The sequence below is a fragment of the Aeromonas sp. s4 genome, from assembly GCF_040907855.1.
Taxonomy (GTDB): domain Bacteria; phylum Pseudomonadota; class Gammaproteobacteria; order Enterobacterales; family Aeromonadaceae; genus Aeromonas; species Aeromonas caviae.
Genome location: NZ_JBFOCP010000009.1, coordinates 1 through 26009, shown reverse-complemented (window position 1 = coordinate 26009; position 26009 = coordinate 1). Strand labels below are relative to the sequence as shown.

Annotated in this window: 27 protein-coding genes; 12 read left to right on the top strand and 15 right to left on the bottom strand. The window is 63.1% G+C overall.

From position 1 onward, the window contains the following. Positions 1-23: 23 nt before the first annotated feature. Positions 24-638, bottom strand: a complete 615-nt coding sequence (locus AB5Y89_RS02125; protein WP_029314803.1) for a TetR/AcrR family transcriptional regulator — start codon at positions 636-638, stop codon at positions 24-26. 201 nt (positions 639-839) lie between these two features. Between AB5Y89_RS02125 and hpt the strand changes: the two genes are divergently transcribed. The 3 genes from hpt to AB5Y89_RS02110 all read left to right on the top strand — a co-directional run bounded on the left by hpt (position 840) and on the right by AB5Y89_RS02110 (position 3170). Further along, on the top strand, positions 840-1370 hold the full coding sequence (gene hpt, locus AB5Y89_RS02120) for a hypoxanthine phosphoribosyltransferase (protein WP_010675579.1): 531 nt from the start codon (positions 840-842) through the stop codon (positions 1368-1370). 112 nt (positions 1371-1482) lie between these two features. After that, on the top strand, positions 1483-2400 hold the full coding sequence (locus AB5Y89_RS02115; protein WP_045521939.1) for an ABC transporter ATP-binding protein: 918 nt from the start codon (positions 1483-1485) through the stop codon (positions 2398-2400). Beyond that, a complete protein-coding gene (locus tag AB5Y89_RS02110; protein ID WP_010675577.1) occupies positions 2397-3170 on the top strand; it encodes an ABC transporter permease in 774 nt (257 codons plus the stop codon). Before AB5Y89_RS02115 ends, AB5Y89_RS02110 begins: the two co-directional genes overlap by 4 nt. A 61-nt stretch (positions 3171-3231) precedes the next feature. Here AB5Y89_RS02110 and AB5Y89_RS02105 read toward each other — a convergent pair whose 3' ends face one another. The 9 genes from AB5Y89_RS02105 to thpR form a co-directional block, all read right to left on the bottom strand. Then, a complete protein-coding gene (locus AB5Y89_RS02105) occupies positions 3232-3579 on the bottom strand; it encodes a putative quinol monooxygenase (RefSeq protein WP_368222800.1) in 348 nt (115 codons plus the stop codon). Positions 3580-3599: 20 nt separating this feature from the next. Next, entirely contained in the window at positions 3600-4454 is an 855-nt protein-coding gene (panC, locus tag AB5Y89_RS02100; protein ID WP_368222798.1) for a pantoate--beta-alanine ligase, read from the bottom strand. Positions 4455-4550: 96 nt separating this feature from the next. Then, a complete protein-coding gene (gene panB / locus AB5Y89_RS02095) occupies positions 4551-5345 on the bottom strand; it encodes a 3-methyl-2-oxobutanoate hydroxymethyltransferase (protein ID WP_039040847.1) in 795 nt (264 codons plus the stop codon). A gap of 20 nt (positions 5346-5365) precedes the next feature. Beyond that, a complete protein-coding gene (gene folK / locus AB5Y89_RS02090) occupies positions 5366-5863 on the bottom strand; it encodes a 2-amino-4-hydroxy-6-hydroxymethyldihydropteridine diphosphokinase (protein ID WP_045521936.1) in 498 nt (165 codons plus the stop codon). Positions 5864-5873: 10 nt separating this feature from the next. Next, positions 5874-7364 carry a polynucleotide adenylyltransferase PcnB gene (pcnB, locus tag AB5Y89_RS02085; protein ID WP_029314802.1) on the bottom strand — a complete coding sequence of 497 codons (1491 nt, stop codon included), beginning with the start codon at positions 7362-7364 and terminating at the stop codon, positions 5874-5876. A gap of 326 nt (positions 7365-7690) precedes the next feature. Next, a complete protein-coding gene (gluQRS, locus tag AB5Y89_RS02080; RefSeq protein WP_368222797.1) occupies positions 7691-8593 on the bottom strand; it encodes a tRNA glutamyl-Q(34) synthetase GluQRS in 903 nt (300 codons plus the stop codon). 109 nt (positions 8594-8702) lie between these two features. Beyond that, a complete protein-coding gene (dksA, locus tag AB5Y89_RS02075) occupies positions 8703-9152 on the bottom strand; it encodes an RNA polymerase-binding protein DksA (RefSeq protein WP_029314801.1) in 450 nt (149 codons plus the stop codon). A 119-nt stretch (positions 9153-9271) separates the two neighbouring features. Next, positions 9272-10015: a DNA/RNA nuclease SfsA gene (sfsA, locus tag AB5Y89_RS02070; protein WP_104452305.1), complete on the bottom strand. Its 744-nt coding sequence runs from the start codon at positions 10013-10015 to the stop codon at positions 9272-9274. Then, entirely contained in the window at positions 10012-10557 is a 546-nt protein-coding gene (gene thpR / locus AB5Y89_RS02065) for an RNA 2',3'-cyclic phosphodiesterase (protein WP_128274369.1), read from the bottom strand. Before thpR ends, sfsA begins: the two co-directional genes overlap by 4 nt. A gap of 184 nt (positions 10558-10741) precedes the next feature. On the opposite strand from thpR, the gene hrpB reads away from it, so the two are divergent. The 3 genes from hrpB to AB5Y89_RS02050 all read left to right on the top strand — a co-directional run bounded on the left by hrpB (position 10742) and on the right by AB5Y89_RS02050 (position 16083). Beyond that, positions 10742-13195 (top strand): ATP-dependent helicase HrpB, encoded by a 2454-nt coding sequence (hrpB, locus tag AB5Y89_RS02060; protein ID WP_368222801.1) that lies wholly within the window; start codon positions 10742-10744, stop codon positions 13193-13195. 122 nt (positions 13196-13317) lie between these two features. Next, the gene (mrcB, locus tag AB5Y89_RS02055; protein ID WP_010675566.1) at positions 13318-15639 is read left to right on the top strand and encodes a penicillin-binding protein 1B; all 2322 of its coding nucleotides are present in this window, start codon (positions 13318-13320) and stop codon (positions 15637-15639) included. 42 nt (positions 15640-15681) lie between these two features. Beyond that, a complete protein-coding gene (locus AB5Y89_RS02050) occupies positions 15682-16083 on the top strand; it encodes a VOC family protein (RefSeq protein WP_052815234.1) in 402 nt (133 codons plus the stop codon). An 89-nt stretch (positions 16084-16172) separates the two neighbouring features. Here AB5Y89_RS02050 and AB5Y89_RS02045 read toward each other — a convergent pair whose 3' ends face one another. After that, complete coding sequence (locus tag AB5Y89_RS02045; protein WP_288213109.1) at positions 16173-16493, bottom strand: SMR family transporter; 321 nt, start codon at positions 16491-16493, stop codon at positions 16173-16175. Further along, positions 16481-16873, bottom strand: coding sequence for a multidrug efflux SMR transporter (locus tag AB5Y89_RS02040; protein WP_045521922.1), 393 nt, complete (start codon positions 16871-16873; stop codon positions 16481-16483). Before AB5Y89_RS02040 ends, AB5Y89_RS02045 begins: the two co-directional genes overlap by 13 nt. 157 nt (positions 16874-17030) lie before the next feature. Here AB5Y89_RS02040 and AB5Y89_RS02035 point away from each other — a divergent pair, with 157 nt between their 5' ends. Continuing rightward, complete coding sequence (locus AB5Y89_RS02035; protein WP_113725385.1) at positions 17031-17912, top strand: LysR family transcriptional regulator; 882 nt, start codon at positions 17031-17033, stop codon at positions 17910-17912. A 42-nt stretch (positions 17913-17954) separates the two neighbouring features. On the opposite strand, the gene AB5Y89_RS02030 is transcribed toward AB5Y89_RS02035, so the two are convergent. Continuing rightward, complete coding sequence (locus AB5Y89_RS02030; protein WP_010675561.1) at positions 17955-18470, bottom strand: DUF2937 family protein; 516 nt, start codon at positions 18468-18470, stop codon at positions 17955-17957. Between the two features lie 202 nt (positions 18471-18672). Between AB5Y89_RS02030 and AB5Y89_RS02025 the strand changes: the two genes are divergently transcribed. Together AB5Y89_RS02025 and AB5Y89_RS02020 are read left to right on the top strand one after the other, a co-directional pair. Further along, positions 18673-19356, top strand: coding sequence for a phosphatase PAP2 family protein (locus tag AB5Y89_RS02025; RefSeq protein WP_109112714.1), 684 nt, complete (start codon positions 18673-18675; stop codon positions 19354-19356). Between the two features lie 259 nt (positions 19357-19615). After that, the gene (locus AB5Y89_RS02020; RefSeq protein ID WP_042878447.1) at positions 19616-20518 is read left to right on the top strand and encodes a sulfite exporter TauE/SafE family protein; all 903 of its coding nucleotides are present in this window, start codon (positions 19616-19618) and stop codon (positions 20516-20518) included. 46 nt (positions 20519-20564) lie between these two features. Here AB5Y89_RS02020 and AB5Y89_RS02015 read toward each other — a convergent pair whose 3' ends face one another. Further along, positions 20565-21377: a hypothetical protein gene (locus AB5Y89_RS02015; protein ID WP_042016292.1), complete on the bottom strand. Its 813-nt coding sequence runs from the start codon at positions 21375-21377 to the stop codon at positions 20565-20567. A 200-nt stretch (positions 21378-21577) separates the two neighbouring features. Then, on the bottom strand, positions 21578-22864 hold the full coding sequence (gene hemL / locus AB5Y89_RS02010; protein WP_043155744.1) for a glutamate-1-semialdehyde 2,1-aminomutase: 1287 nt from the start codon (positions 22862-22864) through the stop codon (positions 21578-21580). A gap of 209 nt (positions 22865-23073) precedes the next feature. Between hemL and clcA the strand changes: the two genes are divergently transcribed. The 3 genes from clcA (at position 23074) to erpA (ending at position 25688) form a co-directional block, all read left to right on the top strand. Continuing rightward, positions 23074-24468: a H(+)/Cl(-) exchange transporter ClcA gene (clcA, locus tag AB5Y89_RS02005; protein ID WP_039040862.1), complete on the top strand. Its 1395-nt coding sequence runs from the start codon at positions 23074-23076 to the stop codon at positions 24466-24468. An 87-nt stretch (positions 24469-24555) separates the two neighbouring features. Further along, positions 24556-25248, top strand: a complete 693-nt coding sequence (locus AB5Y89_RS02000) for a DUF6776 family protein (RefSeq protein ID WP_039040863.1) — start codon at positions 24556-24558, stop codon at positions 25246-25248. 89 nt (positions 25249-25337) lie between these two features. Beyond that, the gene (erpA, locus tag AB5Y89_RS01995) at positions 25338-25688 is read left to right on the top strand and encodes an iron-sulfur cluster insertion protein ErpA (RefSeq protein ID WP_010675554.1); all 351 of its coding nucleotides are present in this window, start codon (positions 25338-25340) and stop codon (positions 25686-25688) included. Positions 25689-26009: the final 321 nt, after the last annotated feature.

Here is a 26009-nt window from a genome sequence, read left to right as displayed (position 1 = left end):
CGCTTTGTCAACATCTGCACGAGTCAGCTGGCCTGGATGGGGGCCGTCACGTACTTGAACAGGAAATCAGTCACCTCTTCCCGGCTCGGACGCTGCGGCTGATTGATCATCTGCATCATCACATAGCCAAAACCGGTCAGGGAGCGGGCCAGATCCTGCGCCGACAGCACGCTCTGAATCTCGCCGTTGTCGATGGCCCGTTGCAGGTGGGGGGCAATGCGCTCCAGCGCCTTGTCCAGCAGCCGGGTGTAGCGAGGCCACACTTCTTCCCGCACCGAGGAGCTCCACTCCAGCCAGATGCTGGCGTGATCGGGCTTGTCATAGGCGGCGTCAACGAACAGCTTCACGTGGCGGTGAATGCTCTCCCTGGCGGAGCCCTGACCGTTGTAGGCCTGTTCGAGGATCTGCTGTACGAAGGCTTCGATTTCTGTCAGCACTTCGTCGACCAGATCTTCACGAGTATTGAAATAGTTAAAAACGGTCGCAACCGAGACCTTTGCCTGTTCGGCTATCTCGGCATGCCCCGCACGGCCGATGCCGCGACGGGAAAATACCTCGACGGCACACTCCATCAATTGATCACGGCGAGCCTCCGGCGAAAGCCGGGTTCGACGTCTTATTTCTGCGCGTGGTTCCATAGTTTTTTCATCTAATAGTTATTGATTATGGTGTTTATAGTATTGTCACCGATAATGCCCGAAGGCTTGCTAACTCTATCAATTAAAATAAGCCGATAAAAGCATCACGTATGCCTGACGCCCACTGGTTGGAGTGGTAGAATCCTCGGTTTTGACGTTAATGAACGGCCAATAACCCTTTGGTCATTATTGGAGTATGTGATGAAACACATTGTCGAGGTGATGATCCCCGAGGCCGAGGTTGCAGCCCGGATCGCCACGCTGGGTGAAGAGATTACCGCCCGTTACCAGGGCTCCGAGGAAGTGGTCATGATCGGCCTGCTGCGCGGCTCCTGCGTCTTCCTGGCGGATCTCTGCCGTCAGTGCCAATTGCCCATCACCCTGGACTTTATGACTGCCTCCAGCTACGGCTCCGGTATGCACAGCACCCGTGACGTGCGCATCCTCAAGGATCTGGATGACGACATCAAAGGCAAGGACGTGGTGATCGTGGAGGACATCATCGACACCGGTTACACCCTCAACAAGGTGCGCGAGATCCTCTCTCTGCGCGAGCCGAAATCCCTGGCCATCTGCACCCTGCTGGACAAACCGTCCCGCCGCGAGGTTCAGGTGCCGGTGGACTGGCTTGGCTTCTCCATCCCGGACGAGTTCGTGGTGGGCTGTGGCATTGACTACGCCCAGAAGTACCGTAACCTGCCTTTCATCGGCAAGGTGGTACCGCAAGAGTAAGCCGGGTCCGAAGTAGCAAGGCAGGCTGGCCGGCCCGCCATCGACTGTCTTCAGGCGGCGTCACAGCCGCCTTTTCTGTCTCGAGATGGGCTCATCCATCACAGGGGTTGCAATGAACGCATTGGAAATCAGCGGTCTGAAGAAGACCTATCAGGGGGGCGTCGAAGCCCTCAAGGGCATCGATCTCACCGTCAAACAGGGGGATTTCTTCGCCCTGCTCGGTCCCAACGGGGCGGGCAAATCCACCACCATCGGCGTGATCAGCTCACTGGTCAACAAGAGTGCCGGCAAGGTGAAGGTATTCGGTCATGACATCGATACCGATCTGGAGCTGGCCAAGTCCCAGCTCGGCCTGGTGCCCCAGGAGTTCAACTTCAGCCAGTTCGAGAAGGTGAGCCAGATAGTGACTCACCAGGCCGGTTTCTATGGAGTGCCGCGGGCCGAGGCCAAGGTGCGCGCCGAGAAGTACCTGCGTCAGCTCGATCTGTGGGACAAGCGCGACATGGCGGCCCGCACTCTCTCCGGTGGCATGAAGCGCCGGTTGATGATTGCCCGCGCCCTGATGCATGAGCCCAAGCTGCTGATCCTGGATGAGCCGACCGCCGGGGTGGACATCGAGATCCGCCGTTCCATGTGGAGTTTCCTCAAGGATCTCAACGAGCAGGGGGTGACCATCATCCTGACCACCCACTACCTGGAAGAGGCCGAGATGCTGTGCCGCAACATCGGCATCATCGACAAGGGCCGTCTCATCGAGAACACCAGCATGAAGAGCCTGCTCGGCAAGCTGGGTCGCGAGACCTTCCTGCTGGATCTGGTGCCGGGCTCCAGCGTTCCGGCCCTGCCCGAGTTCAACGGCCGGATGCAGGATGAGAACACCCTGGAAGTGGAGCTGGAGAAGAGCCAGTCCCTCAACAGCCTGTTCGAGCAGCTCTCCGCCCAGGGGGTGAAGGTGCTCAGCATGCGCAACAAGGCGAATCGGCTGGAAGAGCTGTTCGTCAATCTGGTAGAGGAGGGTCGCAAAGCATGAACCCCATGACCTATTACATCGCCTTCAAGAGCATTCTGGCCAAGGAAGTGAGCCGCTTCACCCGGATCTGGATCCAGACCCTGGTGCCGCCCGCCATCACCATGAGCCTCTACTTCGTCATCTTCGGCAACCTCATCGGCTCACGCATCGGTGACATGGGTGGCTTCAGCTACATGGAGTTCATCGTGCCCGGCCTCATCATGATGTCGGTCATCACCAACTCCTACTCCAACGTCGCCTCCTCCTTCTACAGCGCCAAGTTCCAGCGCAACGTGGAGGAGCTGCTGGTGGCGCCGGTGCCCAACTACATCATCATCGCGGGGTATGTGGGCGGTGGCGTGGCGCGCGGCCTCTGTGTCGGCCTCATCGTCACCCTGGTGTCGCTGTTCTTCGTGCCGCTGCAGATCCATCACCTGTTCAGCGTCTGCGTGACCGTGCTGCTCACCTCCATCCTCTTCTCCCTGGGGGGGCTCATCAACGCGGTGTTCGCGAAGTCGTTTGATGACATCAGCATCATCCCGACCTTCATCCTGACTCCCCTGACCTATCTGGGGGGCGTCTTCTACTCCATCACCCTGCTGCCGCCGTTCTGGCAGGGGGTTTCCCAGGTGAACCCCATCATCTACATGGTGAACGCGTTCCGCTACGGATTCCTCGGGATCTCCGACGTGCCCCTCGGCACCGCCTATCTCATCATCATCGGCTTCATCCTGGTGCTCTACGGGATGGCCTGGTGGCTCATCTCCCGCGGCACCGGTCTGCGCCACTGAGGCGCAGCACCTGCCAGCAAAAAGGCGCCCTCGGGCGCCTTTTTATTTGCACATGTCGGTCTCAGAGCGCTGGGGAATCGTAGTCCGCGGGCTCGTCGCTGTAGACGCAGACGTTCCACTTGGCCGCGAGGCCATCATCCGCGAGGCAGTAGCGCTCGAAGAAGGCCTTGATACCGGTGCGCTGGCAGTGTGCCTCGAAGCTCGCCATGTCGCGCCAGATCTCGTTGAAGACGATGGGGAAGCTCTCCCCCTCGGCAAAGGGGCTCTGGATATGGCGGGTGACGATGTACTGCAGGCAGCCATCTTCACGCAGGGTGTCGGGTTCGAGCCCTTGCAGGACGCGGAACAGTGCCTGCTCCTGGCCCGGCTTGGGCTGGAACTGGGCGATGCAGTAAACCTTCTTGGACATCGTGGTCTCCTTGCCGTGTCTCAACCCCGCAGGGCGACGACTCGGTTGTCGATGAGGCGGGCCTTGCCCAGATAGGCGGCCATCAGGATCACCAGGCGCTGGCTCTCGGCGCTGGCGGATTCCAGGGTGTCGGCATCGACGATGTCGATGGCATCCGTCCTGAATCCCGCATTGTCGAGGCGTTGGCTGGCCTGGGCAACCAGGGAGGGGAGGTGACTGTTCCCCGCTTCAATCTGCCCGGCAATCCAGTTCATGGTGCGCGCGAGCTCGGGGGCGATGGCCCGTTCGGCAGCGGTCAGATAGCCGTTGCGCGAAGAGAGGGCCAGCCCGTCTTTGGCCCGCACGGTCGGCACGCCCACGATCTCGATGGGCATGGCCATGTCGGCCACCATCTTGCGAATGAGCGCGAGCTGCTGGTAATCCTTCTCGCCAAAGCAGGCCACGTTCGGTTGTACCAGATTGAACAGCTTGGTGACCACGGTACTGACCCCGCGAAAATGCCCCGGACGCAGCGCCCCTTCCAGCAGGCTGGAGAGGCCGGGCACCTCGACGAAGGTCTGGCTGGCGAGCCCCTGGGGATACATGATCTCCGGCGTCGGGGTGAAGACCAGGTCCACACCGGCGGCCTCCAAGGCGGCGCAATCCTGCTCCAGGGTGCGGGGGTAGTTGGCGAGATCCTCGGCCTTGTCGAACTGCAAGGGGTTCACAAAGATGCTGACCACCACCTTGTCGCCATGGCGGCGGGCCTCCTCGACCAGGGTGAGATGACCCTGATGCAGATTGCCCATGGTGGGCACGAATGCGATGGCGCGGCCTTCGCGATGCCATTGACCGATCTGCTCGCGCAGCGCGGCGGGATTGTTCACAACCAACATCGTCAGTTCACCTTCAGATGAATCAATAAAAGAGGGGGTCGTCAGGGGGGAGGGCGAGACGGGGGCACAGGCCCCCGCGCTCATGACGACAGAAAGTCAGTTGAAGCAGTGCTCGGGGCCGGGGAAGGTCCCCTCGCTCACCTGCTGCACGTAGAGACGAATGGCGGCACGCATGTCACCGGTCTCGGCCAGGAAGTTCTTGGTGAACTTGGGCACATAACCCGAGGTGATGCCGAAGGCATCGTGCATCACCAGGATCTGGCCATCGGTGGCAGGGCCGGCACCGATGCCGATCACCGGAATGCGCAGCGCCTTGGTGATGCGCTCTGCCAGAGAGACGGGCACGCACTCGAGCACCAGCAACTGGATGCCGGCCGCTTGCAGCTCCAGCGCCTGGCGGTAGATCTCCTGGGCGTGGAACTCGTCACGCCCCTGCACCTTGAAGCCGCCAAACACGTGGACGGATTGCGGGGTCAGGCCGAGATGGCCGCACACCGGCACCCCGTTACGGGTCAGGTGGCGGATGGAGTCGCACAGCCAGTCCCCCCCTTCCATCTTCACCATGCGGGCACCGGCCGCCATCAGGCGCGCCGCGTTCTGGTAGGTCTGCTCCGGGGTGGCGTAGCTCATGAACGGCATGTCGGTCACCACCAAGGCATTGGTGGTGCCGCGCACCACGCAGCGGGTGTGATAGACCATCTCGTCCATGCTGACCGCCAGGGTGTCGTCTCCGCCCTGCAATACCATGCCGAGGGAGTCGCCGATGAGCAGCACCTGGGCGCCCTCGTCGTCGAACAGCTTGGCGAAGGTGGCGTCATAGGCGGTGATGGCGGTGATTTTCTGTCCGTCCTGCTTCATTTTCTGCAGGTGGGTAGTGGTGATCTTGCTCATTACGTTGTTCCTACTCTTCTCTACTCGCCTGCCGCACCGGCCAGGATCGCGAGTCCATTGCGCGGGCAGCGGGCAACCAGTTCGGTGAGCGGGGTGCCGCAGGGCAGCACCAGGGAGGGGGCTATCTCGGCAAGGGGCAGCAGGACGAACTCCCGCTCCTTCATGCCATAGTGAGGCACAGTCAGGCGCTCATGTCGGATGACCTCGTCACCGTACAGCAGCAGATCGAGATCCAGGGTCCGGGGGCCCCAGCGCTCATCTTTGCGCACTCGCCCCTGTGCCTGCTCGATGCGCTGCAGCTCGTCCAGTAGCGCCAGAGGGCTGAGGCGAGTGGCAAGGCGCGCCACGGCATTGATGTAGTCCGGCTGATCCGCAGGGCCCATGGGGCGGCTGCCGTAAAGGTGGGAGGTCTGCAGCAGCTCGGACTCGGGCAGGGTCGCCAGCGCGGCGATGGCGCGACGAGCCTGGCCGAGGGGGTCGGCCAGGTTGGAGCCGATGGCGACGAAGACCTCGATCATCGGCGGATCCTTACTCTGCCGACTTCGGCTTGCGGCGACGGGGGCGACGGCGGTTGCGGCCATTGCCGCTGCGCTTCTCGCCATCACCACTGCGGGAGTCGGCGCGCTCGCCGCTCGCCGGGCGGCGGGTCGCCTCCCGTTGCAGTTGCGGGCGCACATCCGGGTTGGAGGCCACATAGCGCTCCCACCAGCTCGCCAGCTCGCCGAGGCCGCGCTCGACCCGGTTGCGCAGCAACAGGAAGTCGAAGGCCGCACGGAATTTCGGGTGCTCCATGGCGCGCTCGGGGTGCTTGCCCTGGCGGCGGGTCAGGCGCTGCTGCAGGGCCCAGATGTCGCGCACGTCCGTGGTGAAGCGGCGCGGCACGGCGATGATCCGCACCTGGTTGTCCAGCACCTCGTTGATGGCCAGCATGAAGGCATCGTACCAGGGCAGACCGCTCTCGTTTTCCAGCACCCGGCCGCGGGCCTCGACGGCGCCCCACAGCAGGGTGGCGTAGAGGAAGGCGGGGGTGACGCGCTTCTCTTCACGGACCCGGGTATCGGTGTCCATCAGTGCCTGCTCGATGAACTGCTCGTAGGGCGAGTTGCCGTGGGGCGTGAACAGGGCGGCTACCTGGGGGAACAGCGGCTGGAACAGCCCGTATTCCCGCAGCAGCTTGTAGGTGGCCAGACCGTCCCCCGCCAGGAACAGCTTGAGGGTCTCCTCGAACAGGCGGGCGGCCGGAATGTCCTGCAGCAGCGGGGCGAGCTCCCGGATGGGCGCGGCGGTGCGCGGGCTGATGGTCATGTCGAGCTTGGCGGCGAAGCGCACGGCACGCAGCATCCGCACCGGATCTTCCCGGTAGCGGGTCTCGGGGTCACCGATGAGCTCCAGCCTGCGCGCGGCCAGATCTTCCAGCCCGCCCTCGAAATCGTGCAGGGTGAAATCCTTGGCGCTGTAGTAGAGGGCGTTGACGGTAAAGTCGCGACGCTCGGCATCCTCTTCGATGGTGCCGTAGACGTTGTCCCGCAGCAGCATGCCTTCATCGGACTGGGCCGACACATGCTTGCTGGTATTGACCTGATGGTGGTGACCCCGGAAGGTGGCCACTTCGATCACGTCACGACCAAAGACGATGTGGGCCAGGCGGAAACGGCGGCCGATGAGGCGGCAGTTGCTGAACAGCGCCTTGATCTGCTCCGGCGTCGCGTCGGTGGCGATGTCGAAATCCTTGGGGGTCTTCCCGAGCAGCAGGTCACGGACGCCGCCGCCGACCAGGTAGGCCTCATAGCCCCCCTTGTTCAGGCGATAGAGCACCTTGAGGGCATTCTCGCTGATCTCTTTGCGCGAAATCGGGTGCTGGTCACGGCTCAAGGTACGGCGCTGTCCGGCGACACGGGCCGGAATGGGGGACTCCACCGACTGCTCGCCGTCTTCCTTGCCGAGCACTTTGCGGCAAAAGTTTGCGATCTGGGAAAAAATGGTACACCTCGTTATGACTTCAAATTGACGGGAGGCCAAAAAAATAGCGGCCTATCATAGCTCACGCCTAACCAAATGAAAAACCGTGCTGGCAATTGATCCGGTTTGAATCAGGATTGCCGCCAAAAATAGCGGTTCATTGCCCTTGTTGTGCCTGTCGGCCCCGCAACGAGACGGCGATGGCGCTTGCCCGGCCACTATAAATGTATTTTATGGTTTTTCGGAAAATGACCCTGTTTGACCTTATACCGAACCCTCAGCCCCTGCACCGCATCCGTGGGCCGCTCTTTTTACCTCCAGAGGCCGTTGCCCGCTCCGGACTTCGCCACTTTTTGGGAGAGATGGCAGCCGGTTGGTCGCCAGTGTTAGCCGCCTGCCAGGGGGATCTTCTCGCTGGCGGGCACCCGGGCCAGCTGCCACTGGGCGATGCCCCAGCCTATGATCTCGTCGATCCGGCTCGCCATCAGCTCGGGCGGCGGGCACTGACCGAGAAAATGCAGTGCCTGCCACAGAGCCGGTCGTACCTCGTCCTGCGACAGCGCCGGCGCATGGTTCTGCTTGGAGAGCTTGTTGCCATCCGCTTGCACCGCCAGTGGCAGGTGCACCCAATCGGGGACGGCAGCCCCCAGAGTCTGGTAGAGGGCTATCTGGCGCACCGTGGGCTCCAGCAGATCGGCGCCGCGGACGATCTCGGTGATGCCGCTGTCCATGTCATCCACCACCACCGCCAGGTTGTAGGCGTAGAGCCCGTCCCGGCGGCGCACGATGAAGTCCTCCTCCGCCAGCGCCGCAGGGACGGTGATCTCTCCCTGAAGCGCATCCTCGAACCGATAGACCGGGTGGTGCTGGCGCAAACGGGCGGCACACCCCTCGGCGGTCAGCCCCAGGGTGCTGCAATGACCGTTGTAGAACCCCCCTGCGGCCATGATTTCGCGTCGGGTACAGCGGCACCAGTAGAGATCCCCGGCCCGATAGAGCTGATCGATGATCTCGTCATAGCGGCCATGGCGCGCGCTCTGGAACATCACCTCCCCATCCCAGCCAAGACCGTGTGCCTCCAGGGTGGTGAGGATAAGGTCAGCCGCTCCCGGCATCTCCCGCGGGGGGTCGATGTCTTCGATGCGCACCAGCCAGCGTCCCTGCTGCGCCCTGGCCTGCAAGAAGCTGCCAAGGGCGGCGACCAGGGAGCCGAAGTGGAGCGGACCGGACGGTGAGGGGGCGAAGCGGCCCACATAGGGGCGTCGGGAGGAGGGGGATGTCATGACCATGGCAATTCGGGTAGGCGATGCATTGAGGCTGCATTCTGGGACGGCCCGACCAAAAGCTCAATAAAAAAGGGAGCCTGGGCTCCCTTTTCGTTCCTGTGGATGGGCGGCATCAGCCAGCCATCTGTTTTTCCTTGATCTCGGCCAGCGTCTTGCAGTCCACGCAGAGGTCTGCGGTCGGACGGGCTTCCAGACGGCGGATGCCGATCTCGATGCCGCAATGCTCGCAGTAACCGAAGTCATCTTCTTCGAGCAGCAGCAAGGTTTTCTCGATCTTCTTGATCAGCTTGCGTTCACGGTCGCGGGTGCGCAGTTCGAGAGCAAACTCTTCTTCTTGCGCGGCGCGATCCACGGGATCCGGGAAGTTGGCAGCCTCATCCTTCATGTGGTCGACGGTGCGGTCAACTTCCTGCATCAGTTGGTTGCGCCAGGCTCCCAGGATCTTGCGAAAATGTACCTTCTGTTGGTCATTCATGTACTCCTCACCGGCTTTCATCTGGTAAGGCTCTACACCCGCAATGGCCAGGGGGCCCAGAGATTTCCTGTTTTCGCCTGTTGGCATGCCCTGTCTCCTAATTCAGCACGCTACCCGTGCCATCCATAAATTGAGGGCGACATCTATAGCAGAAGGGTCAACGGGAGGCAAACAAGCCTTATCAATAATGTTACCCACTTCTGCATTTATTCTCTGCCCTCGGGTAGCATATGGTCAGATTCAAATGGGATAAAATCCTGAGCCACCATGCCCTGCACCCCAACATGGGGGCGATAGCATAAAATTTCAACCCCTGCCGCCATCGCCTGTTCAACAAGCTGACTATAGTGCGGATCGATATGGGCTGCAGGGCGCATTCTCGCGATGCCGGAGTGCAATACCATGAACAGCAGCACGGCCCGGTGCCCTGCCGCCTTCATGGCCATCAATTCACGCAAGTGCTTGGCGCCGCGGGTGGTGACCGCATCGGGGAAGTACCCCATGCCGGGTTGCTCCCGCTCGTCGAGCAGGGTGACGGATTTCACCTCGATGTAACAATCCGGCCTGTTGTCATCTTCCAGCAGCAGGTCGATGCGGCTGTTCTCTTCCCCGTATTTCACTTCGGTGCGCAGCCTGGCATAACCTGCCAGGGGGGCGAGAGCGCCCTGTTCGATGAGCTCCCGGGCGATCTGGTTGGCACGGGCCGTGTTGACGCAGATGAAGTGACCCGCCGGGCTCTCGGCGATTTCCCAACTGTTTGGCAGCTTGCGCTTGGGGTTGTCGGATGTGGAGTACCAGACCCGGGTGCCCGGCAGGGCGCAGCCGGTCATGGCACCGGTATTGGCGCAGTGGATGGTGATCACCTCGCCGTTGTCGAGCGCGACATCCGTCAGAAAGCGCTTGTAGCGGGAGATCAGCTGCCCGGACTGCAGGGGGGGATCGAAGATCATGGGGTGAGCTCCTCGCGGTGCGGTTCTTTGACGCGGGCCCGCAGGGGCCAGCAGGCGAGCGGTTCGTAGTGGACACCGTCCGGCGTGCTGACGGATTGATAGAGGCAGAAGCGATCGGCCCTGAGCAGAAAATCCGGCGCAGGCAGCTCGCCGGGGGCCTCGCCCGCCTTGCGCGACAGGGTGACGTGGGGGCGATAGCCCTGCTCGCCGTTGCCCAGCCCGAGTTTTTCACCGTGGCGGCGCAGTGCCCTCGCGAGCACGGTCAGCTCGTTCGGCCACTCACCGGGCCCCACCCAGGCGGCTTTGGCGCGCTGAAACCAGCCGGTCTGATCCAGATGGACGGTGAAAGGGGGGCAGTGCTGTCGCTCGGCGGCCGCGATCAGGCGAGCCTGGGTCGTTTCGTCGGCCTCCCCGAGAAAGGCCAGGGTCAGGTGCAGGTTGCTCTCGGGCACCGGCTGGCCGGGCCAGGGGCGCTGGTCTCGCCAGGTCGCAAGCTCGGGGGCAAGCTCTGGCAGGGGCAGGGCAAAGAAGAGTTTGGGCATGCGGCGTGTCGGTCCTCGTGATGGGCATCGGATAAGGGCCATTCTATGGCAGCCGCTCCCGGGATGTCTTGCCGTGTTGCACCTGGCACCTCCTGCCCTTGCCCGGTAGGGGCGCTTACGGTGGCCGGGAGGCTGTGGCAGAATGGACCCCTTTTCAGGAGTGTCACAGAAGGTGCCCATCGCTTTGTCTTCCCTCCCCATCGTCCCGGTGTTGCCCGAGCTCTTTGCAGCCCTCGACAACCATACCAGCGTGATCCTGCAGGCGCCCCCTGGCGCTGGCAAATCGACCCTGCTGCCGCTGGAGTTGGTGCGCCAGCACCGGCTGCCCGGGCGCATCATCATGCTGGAGCCCAGGCGCCTCGCGGCGCGCAACATCGCGAGCTTCCTCGCGCGTCAGCTGGGGGAGAAGGTGGGCGAGCGCATCGGCCTGCGAGTGCGCGGGGAGAGCCGCACCAGCAGCCAGACCCGGCTCGAGATCGTGACCGAGGGGGTGCTGACCCGGATGCTGCAGCAGGCTCCTGAGCTCACCGGCGTGTCGCTCGTCATCTTTGATGAGTTCCACGAGCGCAGCCTGCACGCCGATACCGCGCTGGCCTTCGCCATCGAAAGCCAGCAGGGGTTGCGCGATGATCTCAAGCTCTTGGTGATGTCCGCCACCCTGGATGGCATGGCCCTGGAGCGCCTGCTGCCAGGTGCCCCCGTGGTGCGTTCCGAGGGGCGCGGCTTTCCCATCGAGTACCACTATCGCCCCGCCAATCGCCAGCAGTGGCTGGAGCCCCAGGTTGGCGCCGTGGTGCTGGAGGCGCTCGCCAGTCAGGCTGGCAGTGCCCTGGTGTTTCTGCCGGGACAGGGGGAGATAGAGCGGCTGGCACAGTGGCTGGAAGGGCGGTTGCCGGGGGATGTGACCCTGGCTCCCCTTTATGGCCGTCTTGACCTCGCGGCCCAGCAAGCAGCCATCGAGCCTGCGCCTGCGGGTCGTCGCAAGCTGGTGCTCACCACCAACGTGGCGGAGACCTCCCTCACCATCGAGGGGATCTCCGTGGTCATCGACAGCGGGCTGGAGCGGCGTGCCACCTTCGACATCAAGAGCTGCGTCACCCGGCTGGAGACCCGCCCCATCGCCAAAGCCTCCGCCACCCAACGGGCTGGGCGGGCAGGGCGGCTTGGCCCCGGCGTTTGCTACCGGCTCTGGAGCAGCGAGGTGCAGGAGCGCCTCGCCGAGCAGAGTCCCCCCGACATCCTGACGCAAGAGCTCACCGACCTGCTGATGGACGCCGCCCAGTGGGGGGCCCGGGTGGAGGCGCTGCCCCTGCTGGACATGCCGCCCCCTGCCGCCGTGGCCAGCGCCCGGCGGTTGCTGGTGGCCCTGGGCGCCATGGCCCCGGAGGGTGAGCAACAACTTACCCCAGCAGGCCGTGCCATGGCGGCCTTCGGCACCCATCCCCGCCTCGCCCGCATGTTGCTGCGGGCCCGCGAGCTGGAATCCGAGGGTCTGACAGGGATTGTCGCCGATGCGGCTTTCCTGGTGGCGCTGCTGGAAGAAGATCTGCGAGGATCGGAGCGCCTGTCCGTGCTGTTCCACCGCCGTCAGGGCGCCCTGCGCCAGGGGGCGGCCCGCTGGTTCGAGCGGCTCGGTGTACGGGCAAGCAGCCCGCAGGGTCAATGGCTGGGGTTGCTGTGCGCCCTCGCCTGGCCCGATCGCATCGGCAAGCTGCGCAGTGGCAGCCGCTATCAGCTCAGTGGCGGGGTGAGCTGCGATCTGGTAGAAGGGCATCCCTGCCAGGGGCAGGGGGCCATCGTGGCCGTCGAAATGGGTCAGAACGAGCGCGGCAGCCGCATCTTCATCGCTGAGCCGGTGGCGCTGGATGAGCTGGTGCGCCAGCTGCCCGAGCTGGTCGGCGAGCGCCAGTGGTTCGACTGGGACGATCGGGAGGAACGGGTGCGTGCGGAGCGCCAGCAGGTGCTCGGCGAGCTGGTGCTCGGCCAGCGGCCGCTGACGGATCTCTCCGATGAACAGAAGGGGCGTTGCCTGCTGCAGGGCATCCGGCGCAAGGGGCTGCACGTGCTGCCCTGGGACGAGAGCAGCGAGGGGCTGCTGGCCCGCTTGCGCTGCGCCCGCGACTGGCTGCCCGACGAAGCCTGGCCCGCCATGGATGAGGAGAGCCTGCTGGCCGACCTCGAGCAGTGGCTGCTGCCGGCGGTGAGCGGCATGACCCGGCTGGAGCAGTTGAAGCGGCTCGACATGAGCGACATCCTGCGCCAGTCTCTGCCCTGGCCCTTGCCAAGGCGGCTGGACGAGGCGCTGCCGAGCCACTTCACCGCACCGACCGGCAGCCGGGTACGGATCCGCTACCAGCCGGGTCAGGCGCCGGCGATCCCGGTGCGCATCCAGGAGATGTTCGGGCTAGGCGCCACCCCATGCGTGGCCGATGGCCGGGTGCCCCTGGTGGTGGAGCTGCTCTCCCCGGCCCAGCGCCCCTTGCAGATCACCGCGGATCTTGCCGCCTTCTGGGCGGGATCCTATGAGCAGGTGAAAAAAGAGATGAAGGGGCGCTACCCCCGTCACTACTGGCCGGACAACCCGCTGGAGGCGATGCCGACCCGGGTGACCAAGAAAAAGATGGGATTGCAGGAGTAGCCGACGGGGCAGTGATCGGTCGGCACGACCAGAACAAGATGGCGGTGGCACAGTCCCCTCCACAACAGGCATCGCAGGCCGCTCGCATCAGCGGGATGGCGAGGAGAACGACAAGAGGATTTATGGCAACCCAACGACGCAAGCGCACGCCCAAGAAGGCGGCGCCCAAACGCACCATCTGGCGCACCCTGTTCTGGCTGGGCTTCAAGCTCTCTCTGGTGGTGGCGGCCTTCATGGTGGTGTTTGGCATCTATCTCGACACCAAGGTGCGCGAGCGCTTCGACGGCGAGAAGTGGCAGTTGCCGGTGATGGTCTACAGCCGCCCGCTGGAGCTCTATCCCAGCCAGCGGCTCTCCCAGACCCAGATGCTGCGCGAGCTCAACATGCTGAGCTACAAGCAGGTGCGTCAGCCTCATACCCCGGGTGAGTACGCGGTGAGCGGCAACCGCATCGAGCTTGTGCGCCGGCCGTTTGAGTTCCACGACGGTGCCGACGGCGCCCGTGGCCTGCGTCTCACCTTCAACGGGGCGCGCCTCGAGGGGATCCAGTCCCTGGAGAACCAGCGCCAGCTCGGCTATGCCCAGATGGACCCGGTGCTGCTCGATCGCCTCAACACCGAGGATCGGGAAGACCGCCTGCTGGTGCGCCTCTCCGAGGTGCCGGACAGCCTGCTGGTGACGTTGCTCACCACGGAAGACAGGGACTTCTACCAGCACGGCGGTGTCTCGCCGGTGGCCATCATGCGCGCCATGGCAGCCAACCTGCTGGCGGGTCGCACCGTGCAGGGGGGCAGCACGCTCACCCAGCAGCTCGCCAAGAACTTCTTCCTGACCCGTGAGCGCAGCCTGTGGCGCAAACTGCAGGAAGCCTATATGGCGGTGCTCATCGACTACCGCTACAGCAAGGACGAGATCCTGGAGGCCTACCTCAACGAAGTCTATCTGGGGCAGAACTTCTCCCAGGGGGTCTACGGCTTCGGGCTCGCCTCCTACTTCTACTTCGGTATTCCGGTCAACGAGCTGGACATCGATCAGGTGGCCCTGCTGGTGGGCATGGTGAAGGGGCCCTCCTATTACGATCCCTGGCGCTTCCCGGACCGGGCCAAGGCGCGCCGGGATCTGGTGCTGAAACTGCTGGCGGATCACGGCAGCCTGACCCAGGCCGAGTATGACCTGGCCAGCAAGCAGCCCCTTGGCATCATCGCCCGCGGCCAGATGAGCTATGGCCGTACCCCGGCCTTCATGGGGCTGCTCAAGCGGGAGATCCAGAACCGCTTCGGCCCGGATCTGCTCAAGCAGTCCGGCCTCAAGATCTTCACCAGTCTGGATCCCATCGCCCAGCACGCCGCCGAGCAGGCGGTGGAGTCGGGTCTGGCCACCATCGAGAAGCAGCGTGGCAAGAAGAAGCTGGAGGCGGCCATGGTGGTCTCCGACTGGCACAAGGGCGAGGTGGTCGCCATGGTGGGGGGACGGGATCCCCGCTACGCCGGCTTCAACCGGGCGCTGGATGCCCGCCGTCAGATTGGTTCCTTGGTCAAACCGGCGGTCTATCTGACCGGCCTCTCCAACGGCCTGACCCTGGGCACGCCGCTTAAAGATCAGCCGATCCGGATTCGCGGCCAGGATGGCCAGATCTGGACGCCGCAGAACTACGACCGCAAGTTCCGCCAGAGCGTGCCCCTGATGGAGGCGCTCGCCAGCTCCCTCAACGTGCCGACCGTCAACCTCGGGATGCAGATAGGCCTGGACAAGGTGGTGGACACCCTGCACAAGCTGGGGGTGCAGCAGGAGATCCAGCCCTATCCGTCCCTGGTGCTGGGGGCGGTGGCGCTCTCGCCCATGGAGGTGAACCAGATGTACCTGCCCATTGCCAACCAGGGGTTGACCCAGCCCCTGTCGGCCATCCGGGCCGTGGTGAATGGCGAGGGGCGCCAGCTCTACCAGCATGACGAAGCGGCCAAGCGAGTGACGGATCCCCAGGCAAGCTGGCTTACTTTGTTCGCCATGACCAAGACGGTGAGCCAGGGGACGGCCCGTGCGCTCGGTGCCAAGTTCCCCGGGGCTACCATGGCCGCCAAGACCGGTACCACCAACGAGCTGCGTGACTCCTGGTTTGCCGGGATGGACAACAACGAGCTGGTGAGTGTCTGGGTCGGCCGTGACGACAACACCCCGGCCGGGTTGACCGGTGCCAGTGGCGCCCTGCAGCTGTTCAGCGGCTACATGAGCCAGCGAGGTGTCAACAGCCTGGGACTGAAGATGCCCGAAGGGGTGAGCTGGGCCAACTTCTCCCGCTCGAGCGGTGCCCGGGTGGCCAGTGATTGTCCCGGCAGTCTCCAGGTGCCAGCCAAGCTGGCCGGTCTGGCCGAGCCCATGAGCTGTGCCAGCCCGGTTTCGGACCCGGCGAATGCCCTGGACAACTGGTTCAACGGTTTCTTCAACTGACGAAGACGGGCAGCGCAGGCTGCCCGTTTTGCAAGGATTGCCATGACCCATCCCCTGTTTGAGGCCATCCATCACGTGGCCATCATCGCCAGCGACTATCCGCGCTCGCGCCACTTCTATCACCAGGTGCTGGGGTTGCCCATCATTGCCGAGACCCTGCGGGCCGAGCGTCAGTCGTGGAAGCTGGATCTGGCGCTGCCGGACGGCAGCCAGCTGGAGCTGTTCAGCTTCCCGGCGCCGCCACCGCGCCCCTCCCGGCCGGAGGCGTGCGGGTTGCGCCACCTGGCGTTTCGGGTAGCGGATCTCGACCGGGTCATCGCCCACCTGGAGCAGCACGGGGTGGAAGTGGAGCCGGTGCGGGTGGACGAGCTGACCGGCAAGCGCTTTACCTTCTTCGCCGACCCCGACGGCCTGCCGCTGGAGCTGTACGAGGTAGCGCGTTAGGCTGCCTGCTGCAATCTGGATGATCGGTTTGACCATGAAAAGGCCGCCCTGGGAACAGGGCGGCTTTTTTCATGGGGTTGGAGAGGGGATCATGCTGTGGTCAGCAGGGCGACCGCCACCGCCATCACCACCATGCCGAGCCAGCCGACGGGTCTGAGGCGCTCGCCGAACAGCAGCAGGCCCCCGAGGGCGGTGCCCAGGATGCCGATGGCGCCCCAGGTGGCATAGGCCACGGCCAGATCGATCTTGCCGGTACTGACCGCCTCGCTGAGCAGAGTGAAGGCACAGAGCACCAGCAGAATGCCGAGGACGCCCCACCCCTTGTCACGAAAACCGACGGAGCGGTTGATTGCCATGTTGGCGCCGATATCCAGCATGGCGGCGCTCAGTACGATGATCAACGGGTGCATGGGGCTTCCCTCCTCTGGCGGGTGGGGGCTGGTGCATCATGGGTCTCGCCCAGGGTCACCATGACAATCCCCACTATGGCCAGCGCCAGTCCGATCCACTCCTGGATGCTCAGCTCGTAGCCGAGGAACAGGACGGAGACGGCGGTGATGAGGGCGATCCCCAACCCTTCCCACAGCGCAAACGCGATACCAATGGAGATTGTCCTGGCGGCCTTGGCGAGCAGCAGGTAGGAGAGGGTGATGAGGAGCCACATCGGCAGATAGTGGATCCAGCCGCTCTCGCTCTTTGGGATCAGGGCCATGGAGGAGGTGCCGGCGACCTCGGTCAGGATGGCCCCCGTCAGGAAGAGGCGGGCCAAAAGCAGGGGACGGGATGACATGCAGTTTCCTTCTGTTGCTGCGACGAAGAGAGGATAACGGCACCCGAAACGGGCAAGGTTATCGCTGAGCGTCGAGAAAGCTGTTGCTGCTTGTTTGCCTTGGGGGCGGACCAGGGGATAAGGTGGTGATGGAATAATCTGCCACCAGTTTGAAGCCATGAAGCTAAATCAGATACAACTCTTTGTAGAAGCAGCGGACAGTGGTTCGATAGCCAATGCCGCCAGACGACTTGGCAAGAGTCGCAGCGCAGTGAGCTCGGCGATTGCTACCCTGGAAGTGGAGCTTGGCGTCGAACTTTTCGAACGAGGGGCGAATCAGAGCCGGCTGACCGAAATCGGCGAGCAAGTGCTGGACGACTGTCGGCGGCTGTTGCAGGCCGCGAACAGCCTGAAGCTCAAGTGCGAGCACCATGCCTCCGGTGCCGAGGTGGCGCTGCGGGTAGCCCGGGACGACGCCATTCCCGAGGTGGTATGGCGCGAGATGCTGGGGGCGCTGCGTCGCCAGTTTCCGGGCACCAGCATCTCCCTGGTGCTGGCCTCACCGCCGGAGCTGCCGGCCCTGGTGGAAGAGGGGTTCGTGGATGCCGCCTTCGGCCTCATCACCGAGGAACAGGAGCGCAGCGGTCTTTGCATCGACGTGCTCAACCCGATCCGCACCCTGATGGTGGTGGCGCCAAGCCACCCGCTGGCTGGGCTGAAGCGGGTGTTGCAGCAGGATCTGACCGATCACACCCAGGTCACCCTCTCCTATGTGGACGCGTTTTCGGTCAAGAGCCTGCTGCCGATCGGAGGGCAGCATATCGGGTTGTCGAGTTTCGAACTGATGCGGGATGCGGTGCTGGATGGTCTGGGCTGGGCGGTGCTGCCTTCACCCCTTATCCAGAGCCAGCTGCGCCAGGGGGAGCTGCTGACCCTGAAGCACAAGTTCAGTCTGCAGTGGCGCGATTACGGAGTCTATCTGTCGGAGAACGCCCATCACGGCAAGGTGCTGGCCTGGCTGAAGAAGGCCATAGAAGCCTATCTCGAACCCTTCGAGTAGCCGCCAACCGGGGCGGGCACCCCGGTTGGCAGTGAGAGGGGATCAGCGCAGGCCGTGACGGGGGACGCGCTGGCGGGAGCGAAATGGCAGCAGCAGGAGGCCGAGCAGCAGATCCCCCGCCAGGGAGGCCAGCAGACCCGCCGCCACGCCGCAGAAAATGGCGGCCTGTTTGAGGGGGACCACATAGCCGTAGTTGTGCAGGGTATCCTGCCAGAGGGCGGGATCGGCGCGCAGCAACAGGTGGGAGAGCTGCTGGTACCAGGGGCTCTCCCGCACGGCGATCTCCCCCTGAAGGTGCTGCTGCTGGTTCACCAGTTGCTGGAGGCTGGTGGCATCCTGGGTGAAGACGGGATCCTGGCTGGCACCGTAATGGGCGACCAGCGCCTGCAGATCGCCATTGAAGTGCTGGTCCGCCGTGCGCTGGAAGGGGGCCAGCGCCAGACCGGCTTGCTGCAGCCGGGCATCCAGCCGCTGGAAGTAGAGATCGACCAGCCCGGGGATCTGTACACCTGCCAGCAAACCGAGGGCAAACAACATCATGCGAAGGTAGCTGCGCATCATCATCATCCTGAACGAAGGGAGCGCCCATACTAGCCGCAACCGGCGGGAGAGCCAAGGAGGGGGCGCGCTTGCCCACCCGGTCGGCGGCGCCAAAAGAAGAGCCGATGGAATACCTTTTTTACACGAATTCTTACACTTTTGTGATGCAAGTCATCTTGCGGCTGGCCTAGAATGAGCGTTTTTCGAAGGACACGTCGGCATGAGCAAGTTCATTCCTTTCTATCTGGCCGGGGGCCTCATCGCCTTCAGTTGGGGCGCCCTGCCTGAGCACGGCCCCTGGGATGGGTGGGATCTCGCCCTCTTCCAGCTGGTCAATGGCTGGATTGGCCACTCCCCCCGTTGGGCCGATCTGGTGGCCATCACCAACAACCGCCTGTTCGATCTGGCCGCGCTGGCCTGCATGGGCGGGATCCTCGCCGGTTGCTTCTTCCGTGCCGACGGGCAGGAGCGCCGTCGTCTGGTGGCCATGGGGGTCGTGATGCTGCTGGGGGCCCTGGTGATCAATCAGCTCGGGCATCTGTTGCCGGTCAGCCGTCCCAGCCCCACCTTGATGGTGGACGGGGCTCTGCGCCTGACCGAGATCAGTGCGATTCCCACCAAGGACTCCGCCGGTGACAGCTTCCCCGGTGATCACGCCCTCTTCCTGATGATCTTCGCCGGTTTTGCCCTGCGCTATCTGCCGCGCTGGGCCGGGGTGATTGCGGTGGTGATGGTGCCCCTGTTTTCTGCGCCCCGCATCCTGGCTGGTGCGCACTGGATGACGGACGTCTATGTGGGCGCTCTTTGCCTCTCCCTGATCTGCCTGCCGCTGCTGTTGCTCACTCCCGTGTCGGATCGCCTGATCGACCGCCTAGCTCCCCGGCTGCCACGCTGGATTGCCTGACGGAGAATGAAAAAAGAAGGCGGGTCACCCCGCCTTCTTTCGTTTACGCCTCACCGGTGCTGTGGTCGTCGCGAAATGACCAGGACTACGCCCGATGAGCCCGGGCTGTCGCCCTCCCAATCAGTATGGATAGCCCCATTCGGGTTCTGCCAGCCAAAATAGTCGGGGCCAAACGTTTGCACCCGTCGTCTCATGATCCTGGCCAGGATTTTTTCCCTCCGCTGCCTTAGAATCGCCGCCCGTTGTTGGAGGTCTCCCCATGCTTGTCACTTTTCTGCGTCTCTTGTTTATCGGTTGTGCCCTGGTCTTTCTCTTTATGCTGGTCCGTGCCTGGTGGCACAAACGGCGTCATGGCCAGCTCGAAGCCACCCCTTTCTGGCCGGTGGCGGCCATCGGTTTTGTGGCCAATTTTCTCGATACCCTGGGGGTGGGGAGCTTTGCGGTGAAGACCGCCTGCTACAAGCAGTTCAGGCTGATCGATGATCGGGTGCTGCCCGGTACCCTCAACGGCCAGTGCGTGCTGCCGACCGTGACCCAGGCTCTCATCTTCATCGGCGTGGTCAACGTGGATCCCGTCACCCTCATCAGCATGATGGCGGCGGCGGCGGCCGGTGCGGCCTGGGGCGCCCGTTACGTGGCTTCCTTTGATCGCCAGACCATCCGGCTGGTAATGGCGGTCTCCCTGCTGGTGGTCGCCGGTCTCATCTTTGCCGGCCTGCTTGGGCTCTTCCCCCTCGGTGGCGAGGCCATGGGGCTGAGCGGTTACAAGCTGGGGATCGCCCTTGCCGGCAACTTCCTGTTCGGAGCTCTGATGAACGTCGGTATCGGCCTGTTCGCCCCCTGCATGACCCTGGTCTATCTGCTCGGCATGAACCCGCTGGTGGCCTTCCCCATCATGATGGGATCCACCGCCGTGCTCAGCGTCTTCTCGGCGGGGACCTTCATTCGCAAGGGGGCTTTCGATGCGCGGGCCGTGCTGGCGGTGGCCATCTTCGGCCCCATCGGCGTGGTGCTGGCGGCCATGCTGGTCAAATCCATGGAGATGGAGATGCTCAAATGGCTGGTGGCCTTCATCGTCATCTATACCTCCTGGACCATGTACGCCTCCTGGCGGGCGGCGCGGCGACAGCCAGCGCCCGCGCTGGCAGAGGCGACGAGCTAGCTGGCGTCGGCGAGGCCCGCCTGCACGGGCACCCCGCGTTGGTATGTCATCCCGCTCGCCCGGTCCTGGCGCGTCTTCTGATGCCTCTGGCAGCCCCCTCCGAGTGGGCAGTCTGTTGGCTGGAGGCGACCAGTGCGGCTTCCGCCCTGGCACCGAGAAACACATAGAGCCCCAGCGCCAGCAGCAACCCCACGGCGCAGCCCATCACCCCCACCGCAGGCCAGAGCAGTTCGCTCTGGCCGAGGGATCCCTTGAACAGCAGCAGCAACCCCTCGATGGAGACCGCGATCAGGATGGCGGCGATAAAGCGGGTAATGGTGCGCCGGATTGCGCTGTGGCGGAAGATGTCCTTATGCAGCAGCACCTCCTCTTCGAGGATGGTCTTGCCGAGATCGAACACCGCCAGCGCGAGCGTGAGGAAGATGATGGCGCTGAAGGCTCCCAGTCGGTTCTGCTGGGTGCCGCACAGCAGCAGATAGAGCTGTTCCAGCCCGTGCCAGATGAGGGTGCCGACGATGAGAAACAGGGCCAGACTCAGGACGACGTAGACGGCCCTGAACCAGGGAATGGCGCGCCGCCGCTCCCTGTCCCCCATCAGCCAGGCGATCAGCTGGTGCAGGTTGATCTCCAGCTCCCGGCCATGGCCCTGCACCAGCAGGCGCAGCTGCCCCTGGGCCGCCGGAACGGGCGCCAGTATGGCTGGCCTGATCTGGGGGGCCAGGCTCTTCACCTCCTCGACGAAGGCATAGGTCTTGAGAGACGCCTCGGGGAGGGTGAGCAGCCCCAACAGCAGGGGGGCCAGCTCGGTTTCGTACTCCTGATAGCGCCGCAGCACATCGATGGGGCTCATCTCTGCCATATACACCTCGGTCCAATGGGCTCCTGAAGCAGGGGCCTGCAAATTGTGGGCCTGATTTATGACAGCCCGTGTACGGCGCGGCGCACCAGCAGGTGGCAAGGTTCCGGTGAGGGACTTAAAGATGCACCACTACGGTGCCTTGTCGGGACGAGCAAACAAAAAAGGGCCCCATCGGGGCCCTCTGCACATCTTGCGGCTTGTCAGCCAGCCAGCTTGGCGAAGCTGCGCTCGGCGGCCGCCAGAGTGTGTTCGATCTCCTTGTCCCCGTGGGCAAGCGACAGGAAGCCCGCCTCGTAGGCGCTCGGTGCCAGATAGACACCCTCCTCCAGCATCAGATGATAGAAGCGCTTGAAGCGTTCCATGTCGCAGCGGGTCACCTGCTCGTAGCGGGTGATCTCGGGCTCGTCGGTGAAGAAGAAGCCGAACATGCCGCCCACGTAGTTGATGGCAAGCGGGATGCCGTACCTGGCTGCGGCGGCTTTCAGCCCTTCGGCGACACGGGCGGTCTTGGTGCTCAGCTGCTCATAGAGGCCCGGCTCCAGCAGCAGATCCAGCATGGTGAGGCCGGCGGCCATGGCCACGGGGTTGCCGGAGAGGGTACCAGCCTGATAGACGGGGCCGGTCGGGGCTATGTGCTGCATCACCTTCTTCTTGCCGCCGAAGGCGCCCACCGGCATGCCGGCACCGATGATCTTGCCGAGGGTGGTGAGATCCGGGTCGATGTTGTAGTGGCCCTGGGCACCACGCAGGGAGACGCGAAAACCCGTCATCACCTCGTCCAGGATCAGCAGGGCGCCGAACTCGTCACAAATGGCGCGCAGCCCTTCCAGGAAGCCGGGCACCGGCGGGATGCAGTTCATGTTGCCGGCTACCGGCTCGACGATGATACAGGCGATCTCGCTGCCGTACTGGGTGAAGGCTTCGCGCACCGAGTCCAGATCGTTAAAGACACAGGTGAGCGTGTGTTTGGCGAAATCGGCGGGTACGCCCGGGCTGTTGGGCTGACCCAGGGTCAGGGCGCCGGAGCCAGCCTTGACCAGCAGGGAGTCGGCGTGGCCGTGGTAGCAGCCTTCGAATTTGACTATCTTGTCGCGGCCGGTGTAGCCGCGGGCCAGCCGGATGGCGCTCATGGTCGCCTCGGTGCCGGAGTTGACCATCCGCACCTGCTCCATGGAGGGGACGATCTGGCGCACCTTCTCGGCCATCAGCACTTCGATCTCGGTCGGCGCGCCGTAGCTCAGCCCTTTTTCCACTGCCTTGATGACGGCGGCCTTGATGGCCGGGTGGTTGTGGCCCAGCAGCATGGGGCCCCAGGATCCGATGTAATCCACATAGGCCTGACCATCCACGTCATAGAGGTAGGCGCCATCGGCGTGATCGATGAAGCGGGGTGTACCGCCGACCCCGTTGAAGGCGCGGACCGGTGAGTTGACGCCACCGGGAATGGTCTGGCGGGCCTGTTCAAACAGCTGATCTGATTTTGACATGGATCATCCTTAATGGGATTTTGGTCGTTACCCGGGCGCAGGCTGCCGATTGCGGCTCGGCAGGGGATGGCGGGAGGAGTATGCTTTGCGCTCTCGCCCCGGACTCTCGCCCGTGATACATGAAACGGGCCGACTATAGCAGAAAGGCCCAGAGCTGGGCAGCCGAGGCCGAGGTGTGTCTGGTCCTCGTTAGATGAGCGTGATTATCCATGGAGCAACAAGCCATTCCTTCCGCCGACGCGGCCTCGCTGCGTCGTCCTCCAGTCTTGCAGCGCCTGATACGGCGGGACAAGATGCCGCTGCTGGTGCTCCTGTTGGCGGCCCTGGTCGGCCTGCTGGCAGGCCTGGTGTGCGGATTGTTCGAGTCTTGCGTTCACTGGCTGGCCCAGCAGCGTGTCGACTTGCTGGCCGATCGCCCCTGGTGGCAGCTTGGCCTGCTCGGCTTTGGTTTCAGCGCCCTGCTGGGGTTGGTCGGCTATTTCCTCACTCATGCCTTTGCCCCCGAGGCGGGGGGATCCGGTATCCCGGAAATTGAAGGGGCCATGGACGACCTGCGCCCGGTACGCTGGTGGCGGGTGTTGCCGGTGAAGTTTTTTGGCGGGGTCTGTACCCTGAGTTCCGGCATGGTGCTGGGGCGGGAGGGGCCCTCGGTGCAGATAGGGGGCAACCTCGGCAAGATGGTGGCGGATATCTTCCGGTTGCCCAAGGAGCATGGCCATGCCCTGCTGGCTGCCGGTGCGGCGGGTGGTCTCGCTGCGGCCTTCAATGCCCCGCTGGCAGGGATACTGTTTGTCATGGAAGAGATGCGACCGCAATTTCGCTACTCCTTCCTCGCCATCAAGGCGGTCGGGATTTCGGCCGTCATGGCGACCCTGATGCTGCAGAACATGAAAGGGCAATCCCCCGTCATCATGCTGCCTCACTACGACGCTCCGGCCTTGAAGGCGCTCTGGCTGTTTCTTTTCATGGGGGGCTGCTTTGGTGTGCTGGGGTTCGTCTTCAACAAGCTGGTGCTCGCCTGTCAGGATGGTTACCTGGCATTGCATCAGAACAAGCGCCACCGCTTCGTCATCATCGGCATGGGGGTGGCTGGAACCTTTGGCATGCTGTCGCTGTTCGCCCCTTCTGTCACTGGAGGGGGTATCGAGCTCATCCCGCATCTGACGGGGGGAGACTATGCGATGGCGACGCTCTTCATCATCTTCTCGGTGCGACTGGTGGGTACCCTCATCTGCTTTTGCTCGGGGGCCCCTGGTGGTGTCTTTGCGCCGACCCTGGCACTGGGCACCCTGTTCGGGGTGATCTTTGGTCACCTGTTCCACTCTGCATTTCCCGATCTCGGCATCGAACCGGGCGCCTTTGCCATCGCCGGCATGGGGGCGCTTTTCGCCGCCACCGTACGTGCCCCCATTACCGGCATCGTGCTGGTGACAGAGATGACCGACAACTATCAGCTGATCCTGCCCATGATGATCACCACCATAGGGGCAACCCTAGTGGCGCAATGGTTGGGGGGGCGTCCCATCTATTCCCAGATCCTGGAGCGAACTTTACGGCTTGCTGCGCGTCAAAACCGGGGTGAAAGCAGCATCGCGACCGGTTAACTCTTTGTTTATCCGTATCAATCCGGCATGGTCGCGTATAGTGAAAAGAGACCGGCCGTGTTGATGTCGGCATATAGAAGAGGCCTTATGTCCCAAATCGTGAAGTTATTGGTGGTGCTGGCCGTGGGGGCATGTATCGGTTATGTCGTCGGGAACAGACAGGAGCTGGCTCAGAGCAGCCTGATGACGGTGCAGCAAGAGACGTTGGAGCGTCAGAGCAAGGCCATTGCACAACTTAAGACTGATCTCGGCGTCAGGGAGACCCTGCTGGCGACCCAGAAGGCCGCCTTCGAGCAACTTCAGCAGACGCTCAAGGATCAGGAAGCCCAGGTACAGGAGCAGAAACGTCAGCTCGCCTTCTTCGAGCGCATCATGCGTCCCACCGGCGAACAGGTGGGGGTATCCATCGACAATCTGACATTGCAGGAGACGAGTGTGCCGGGTCGCTACCACTATCGTCTGGCGCTCACACAACCCGCCAAGAAGCGGGAGCTGTTTCGGGGGCAGGTGCAGATCCGGCTCGAAGGCAGTCTGGCTGACAAGCCCAGGATCCTCAGTGGCCGGGATCTTGGCATGAAGGTGGGGGAGGGACGCTACGCGTTGCGATACTTCCAGCTCTTGGAGGGCAATTGGCAGCTTCCCTCAGGCTTCATCCCGGACAGGGTGAGAATCCTCATCCCGAAGGAGGGACGGCAACCGGCCCAGGAGCTGGTTGCTGAGTGGAACGAGGTGCTCAAGCCTCTGGTCGCTCAACCAGCCCCCTTGCCGGCAGCGCAGTAAGAGAGTGGTGAATACTTGAACTAAATGGTCGGGTATTGGATAATTTCGCGGTTTCCATGTTTGTGGATGTAACGGTTGTGAGGTCAGCAATGAGTGCAGTAGCAGAAGCCCCCTTGCCCATCCAGATGACGGATGCGGCAGCCAACAAGGTAAAGACCTTGATCACCGAAGAAGAGAATCCCGAACTCAAGTTGCGGGTCTACATCACTGGGGGGGGCTGCTCCGGTTTCCAGTACGGTTTCACGTTTGACGAGAAAATCAATGATGGCGATACCGTGGTCGAGAAGAGCGGCGTCACCATGGTGATCGATCCCATGAGCCTGCAATACCTGGTCGGCGGCAGCGTGGATTACACCGAAGGCCTGGAAGGTTCCCGTTTCACCGTGACCAACCCCAACGCTACGACGACCTGCGGTTGCGGCTCCAGCTTCTCAATCTGATTTGTCGCGGCAGCAGAATTGAAAAGGGCCTCTCGAGGCCCTTTTTGTTTGGATATCACTCGAGTTGGTCGTTACTTAAACACTTGGCGTCGTTTATCAAAAAAAATCGCAATTTCTGCTTGTCAGCAAAGAATCGGTCCCTATAATGCGCCTCCATCAGCACGGCGCAGTGCGTGTGTGGTCTGGCTTGCAAAGCAAGCTTGTGAAGGTTATAGTTTCAGACCCTGCTCTTTAACAATTTGAATCAAGCAATCTGTGTGGGCACTCACAGCATCGAGCATCAAAAACAATTTTTGATTTTCAATGTCTGATGAAGTGACC

Bases quoted from the DNA above. Each gene is read 5' to 3' on its own strand.
- AB5Y89_RS02030 (WP_010675561.1), bottom strand. From the start codon at position 18,470: ATGCGCAGCTACCTTCGCATGATGTTGTTTGCCCTCGGTTTGCTGGCA.
- AB5Y89_RS02110 (WP_010675577.1), top strand. From the start codon at position 2,397: ATGAACCCCATGACCTATTACATCGCCTTCAAGAGCATTCTGGCCAAG.
- AB5Y89_RS02125 (WP_029314803.1), bottom strand. From the start codon at position 638: ATGGAACCACGCGCAGAAATAAGACGTCGAACCCGGCTTTCGCCGGAG.
- sfsA (WP_104452305.1), bottom strand. From the start codon at position 10,015: ATGATCTTCGATCCCCCCCTGCAGTCCGGGCAGCTGATCTCCCGCTAC.
- AB5Y89_RS02115 (WP_045521939.1), top strand. From the start codon at position 1,483: ATGAACGCATTGGAAATCAGCGGTCTGAAGAAGACCTATCAGGGGGGC.
- panB (WP_039040847.1), bottom strand. From the start codon at position 5,345: ATGAGCAAGATCACCACTACCCACCTGCAGAAAATGAAGCAGGACGGA.
- AB5Y89_RS02035 (WP_113725385.1), top strand. From the start codon at position 17,031: ATGAAGCTAAATCAGATACAACTCTTTGTAGAAGCAGCGGACAGTGGT.
- panC (WP_368222798.1), bottom strand. From the start codon at position 4,454: ATGTTGGTTGTGAACAATCCCGCCGCGCTGCGCGAGCAGATCGGTCAA.
- AB5Y89_RS02045 (WP_288213109.1), bottom strand. From the start codon at position 16,493: ATGCACCCGTTGATCATCGTACTGAGCGCCGCCATGCTGGATATCGGC.
- AB5Y89_RS02025 (WP_109112714.1), top strand. From the start codon at position 18,673: ATGAGCAAGTTCATTCCTTTCTATCTGGCCGGGGGCCTCATCGCCTTC.
- folK (WP_045521936.1), bottom strand. From the start codon at position 5,863: ATGATCGAGGTCTTCGTCGCCATCGGCTCCAACCTGGCCGACCCCCTC.
- mrcB (WP_010675566.1), top strand. From the start codon at position 13,318: ATGGCAACCCAACGACGCAAGCGCACGCCCAAGAAGGCGGCGCCCAAA.
- gluQRS (WP_368222797.1), bottom strand. From the start codon at position 8,593: ATGGTCATGACATCCCCCTCCTCCCGACGCCCCTATGTGGGCCGCTTC.
- hpt (WP_010675579.1), top strand. From the start codon at position 840: ATGAAACACATTGTCGAGGTGATGATCCCCGAGGCCGAGGTTGCAGCC.
- AB5Y89_RS02050 (WP_052815234.1), top strand. From the start codon at position 15,682: ATGACCCATCCCCTGTTTGAGGCCATCCATCACGTGGCCATCATCGCC.
- clcA (WP_039040862.1), top strand. From the start codon at position 23,074: ATGGAGCAACAAGCCATTCCTTCCGCCGACGCGGCCTCGCTGCGTCGT.
- AB5Y89_RS02040 (WP_045521922.1), bottom strand. From the start codon at position 16,873: ATGTCATCCCGTCCCCTGCTTTTGGCCCGCCTCTTCCTGACGGGGGCC.
- AB5Y89_RS02020 (WP_042878447.1), top strand. From the start codon at position 19,616: ATGCTTGTCACTTTTCTGCGTCTCTTGTTTATCGGTTGTGCCCTGGTC.
- dksA (WP_029314801.1), bottom strand. From the start codon at position 9,152: ATGCCAACAGGCGAAAACAGGAAATCTCTGGGCCCCCTGGCCATTGCG.
- erpA (WP_010675554.1), top strand. From the start codon at position 25,338: ATGAGTGCAGTAGCAGAAGCCCCCTTGCCCATCCAGATGACGGATGCG.
- hemL (WP_043155744.1), bottom strand. From the start codon at position 22,864: ATGTCAAAATCAGATCAGCTGTTTGAACAGGCCCGCCAGACCATTCCC.
- AB5Y89_RS02015 (WP_042016292.1), bottom strand. From the start codon at position 21,377: ATGGCAGAGATGAGCCCCATCGATGTGCTGCGGCGCTATCAGGAGTAC.
- thpR (WP_128274369.1), bottom strand. From the start codon at position 10,557: ATGCCCAAACTCTTCTTTGCCCTGCCCCTGCCAGAGCTTGCCCCCGAG.
- AB5Y89_RS02000 (WP_039040863.1), top strand. From the start codon at position 24,556: ATGTCCCAAATCGTGAAGTTATTGGTGGTGCTGGCCGTGGGGGCATGT.
- AB5Y89_RS02105 (WP_368222800.1), bottom strand. From the start codon at position 3,579: ATGTCCAAGAAGGTTTACTGCATCGCCCAGTTCCAGCCCAAGCCGGGC.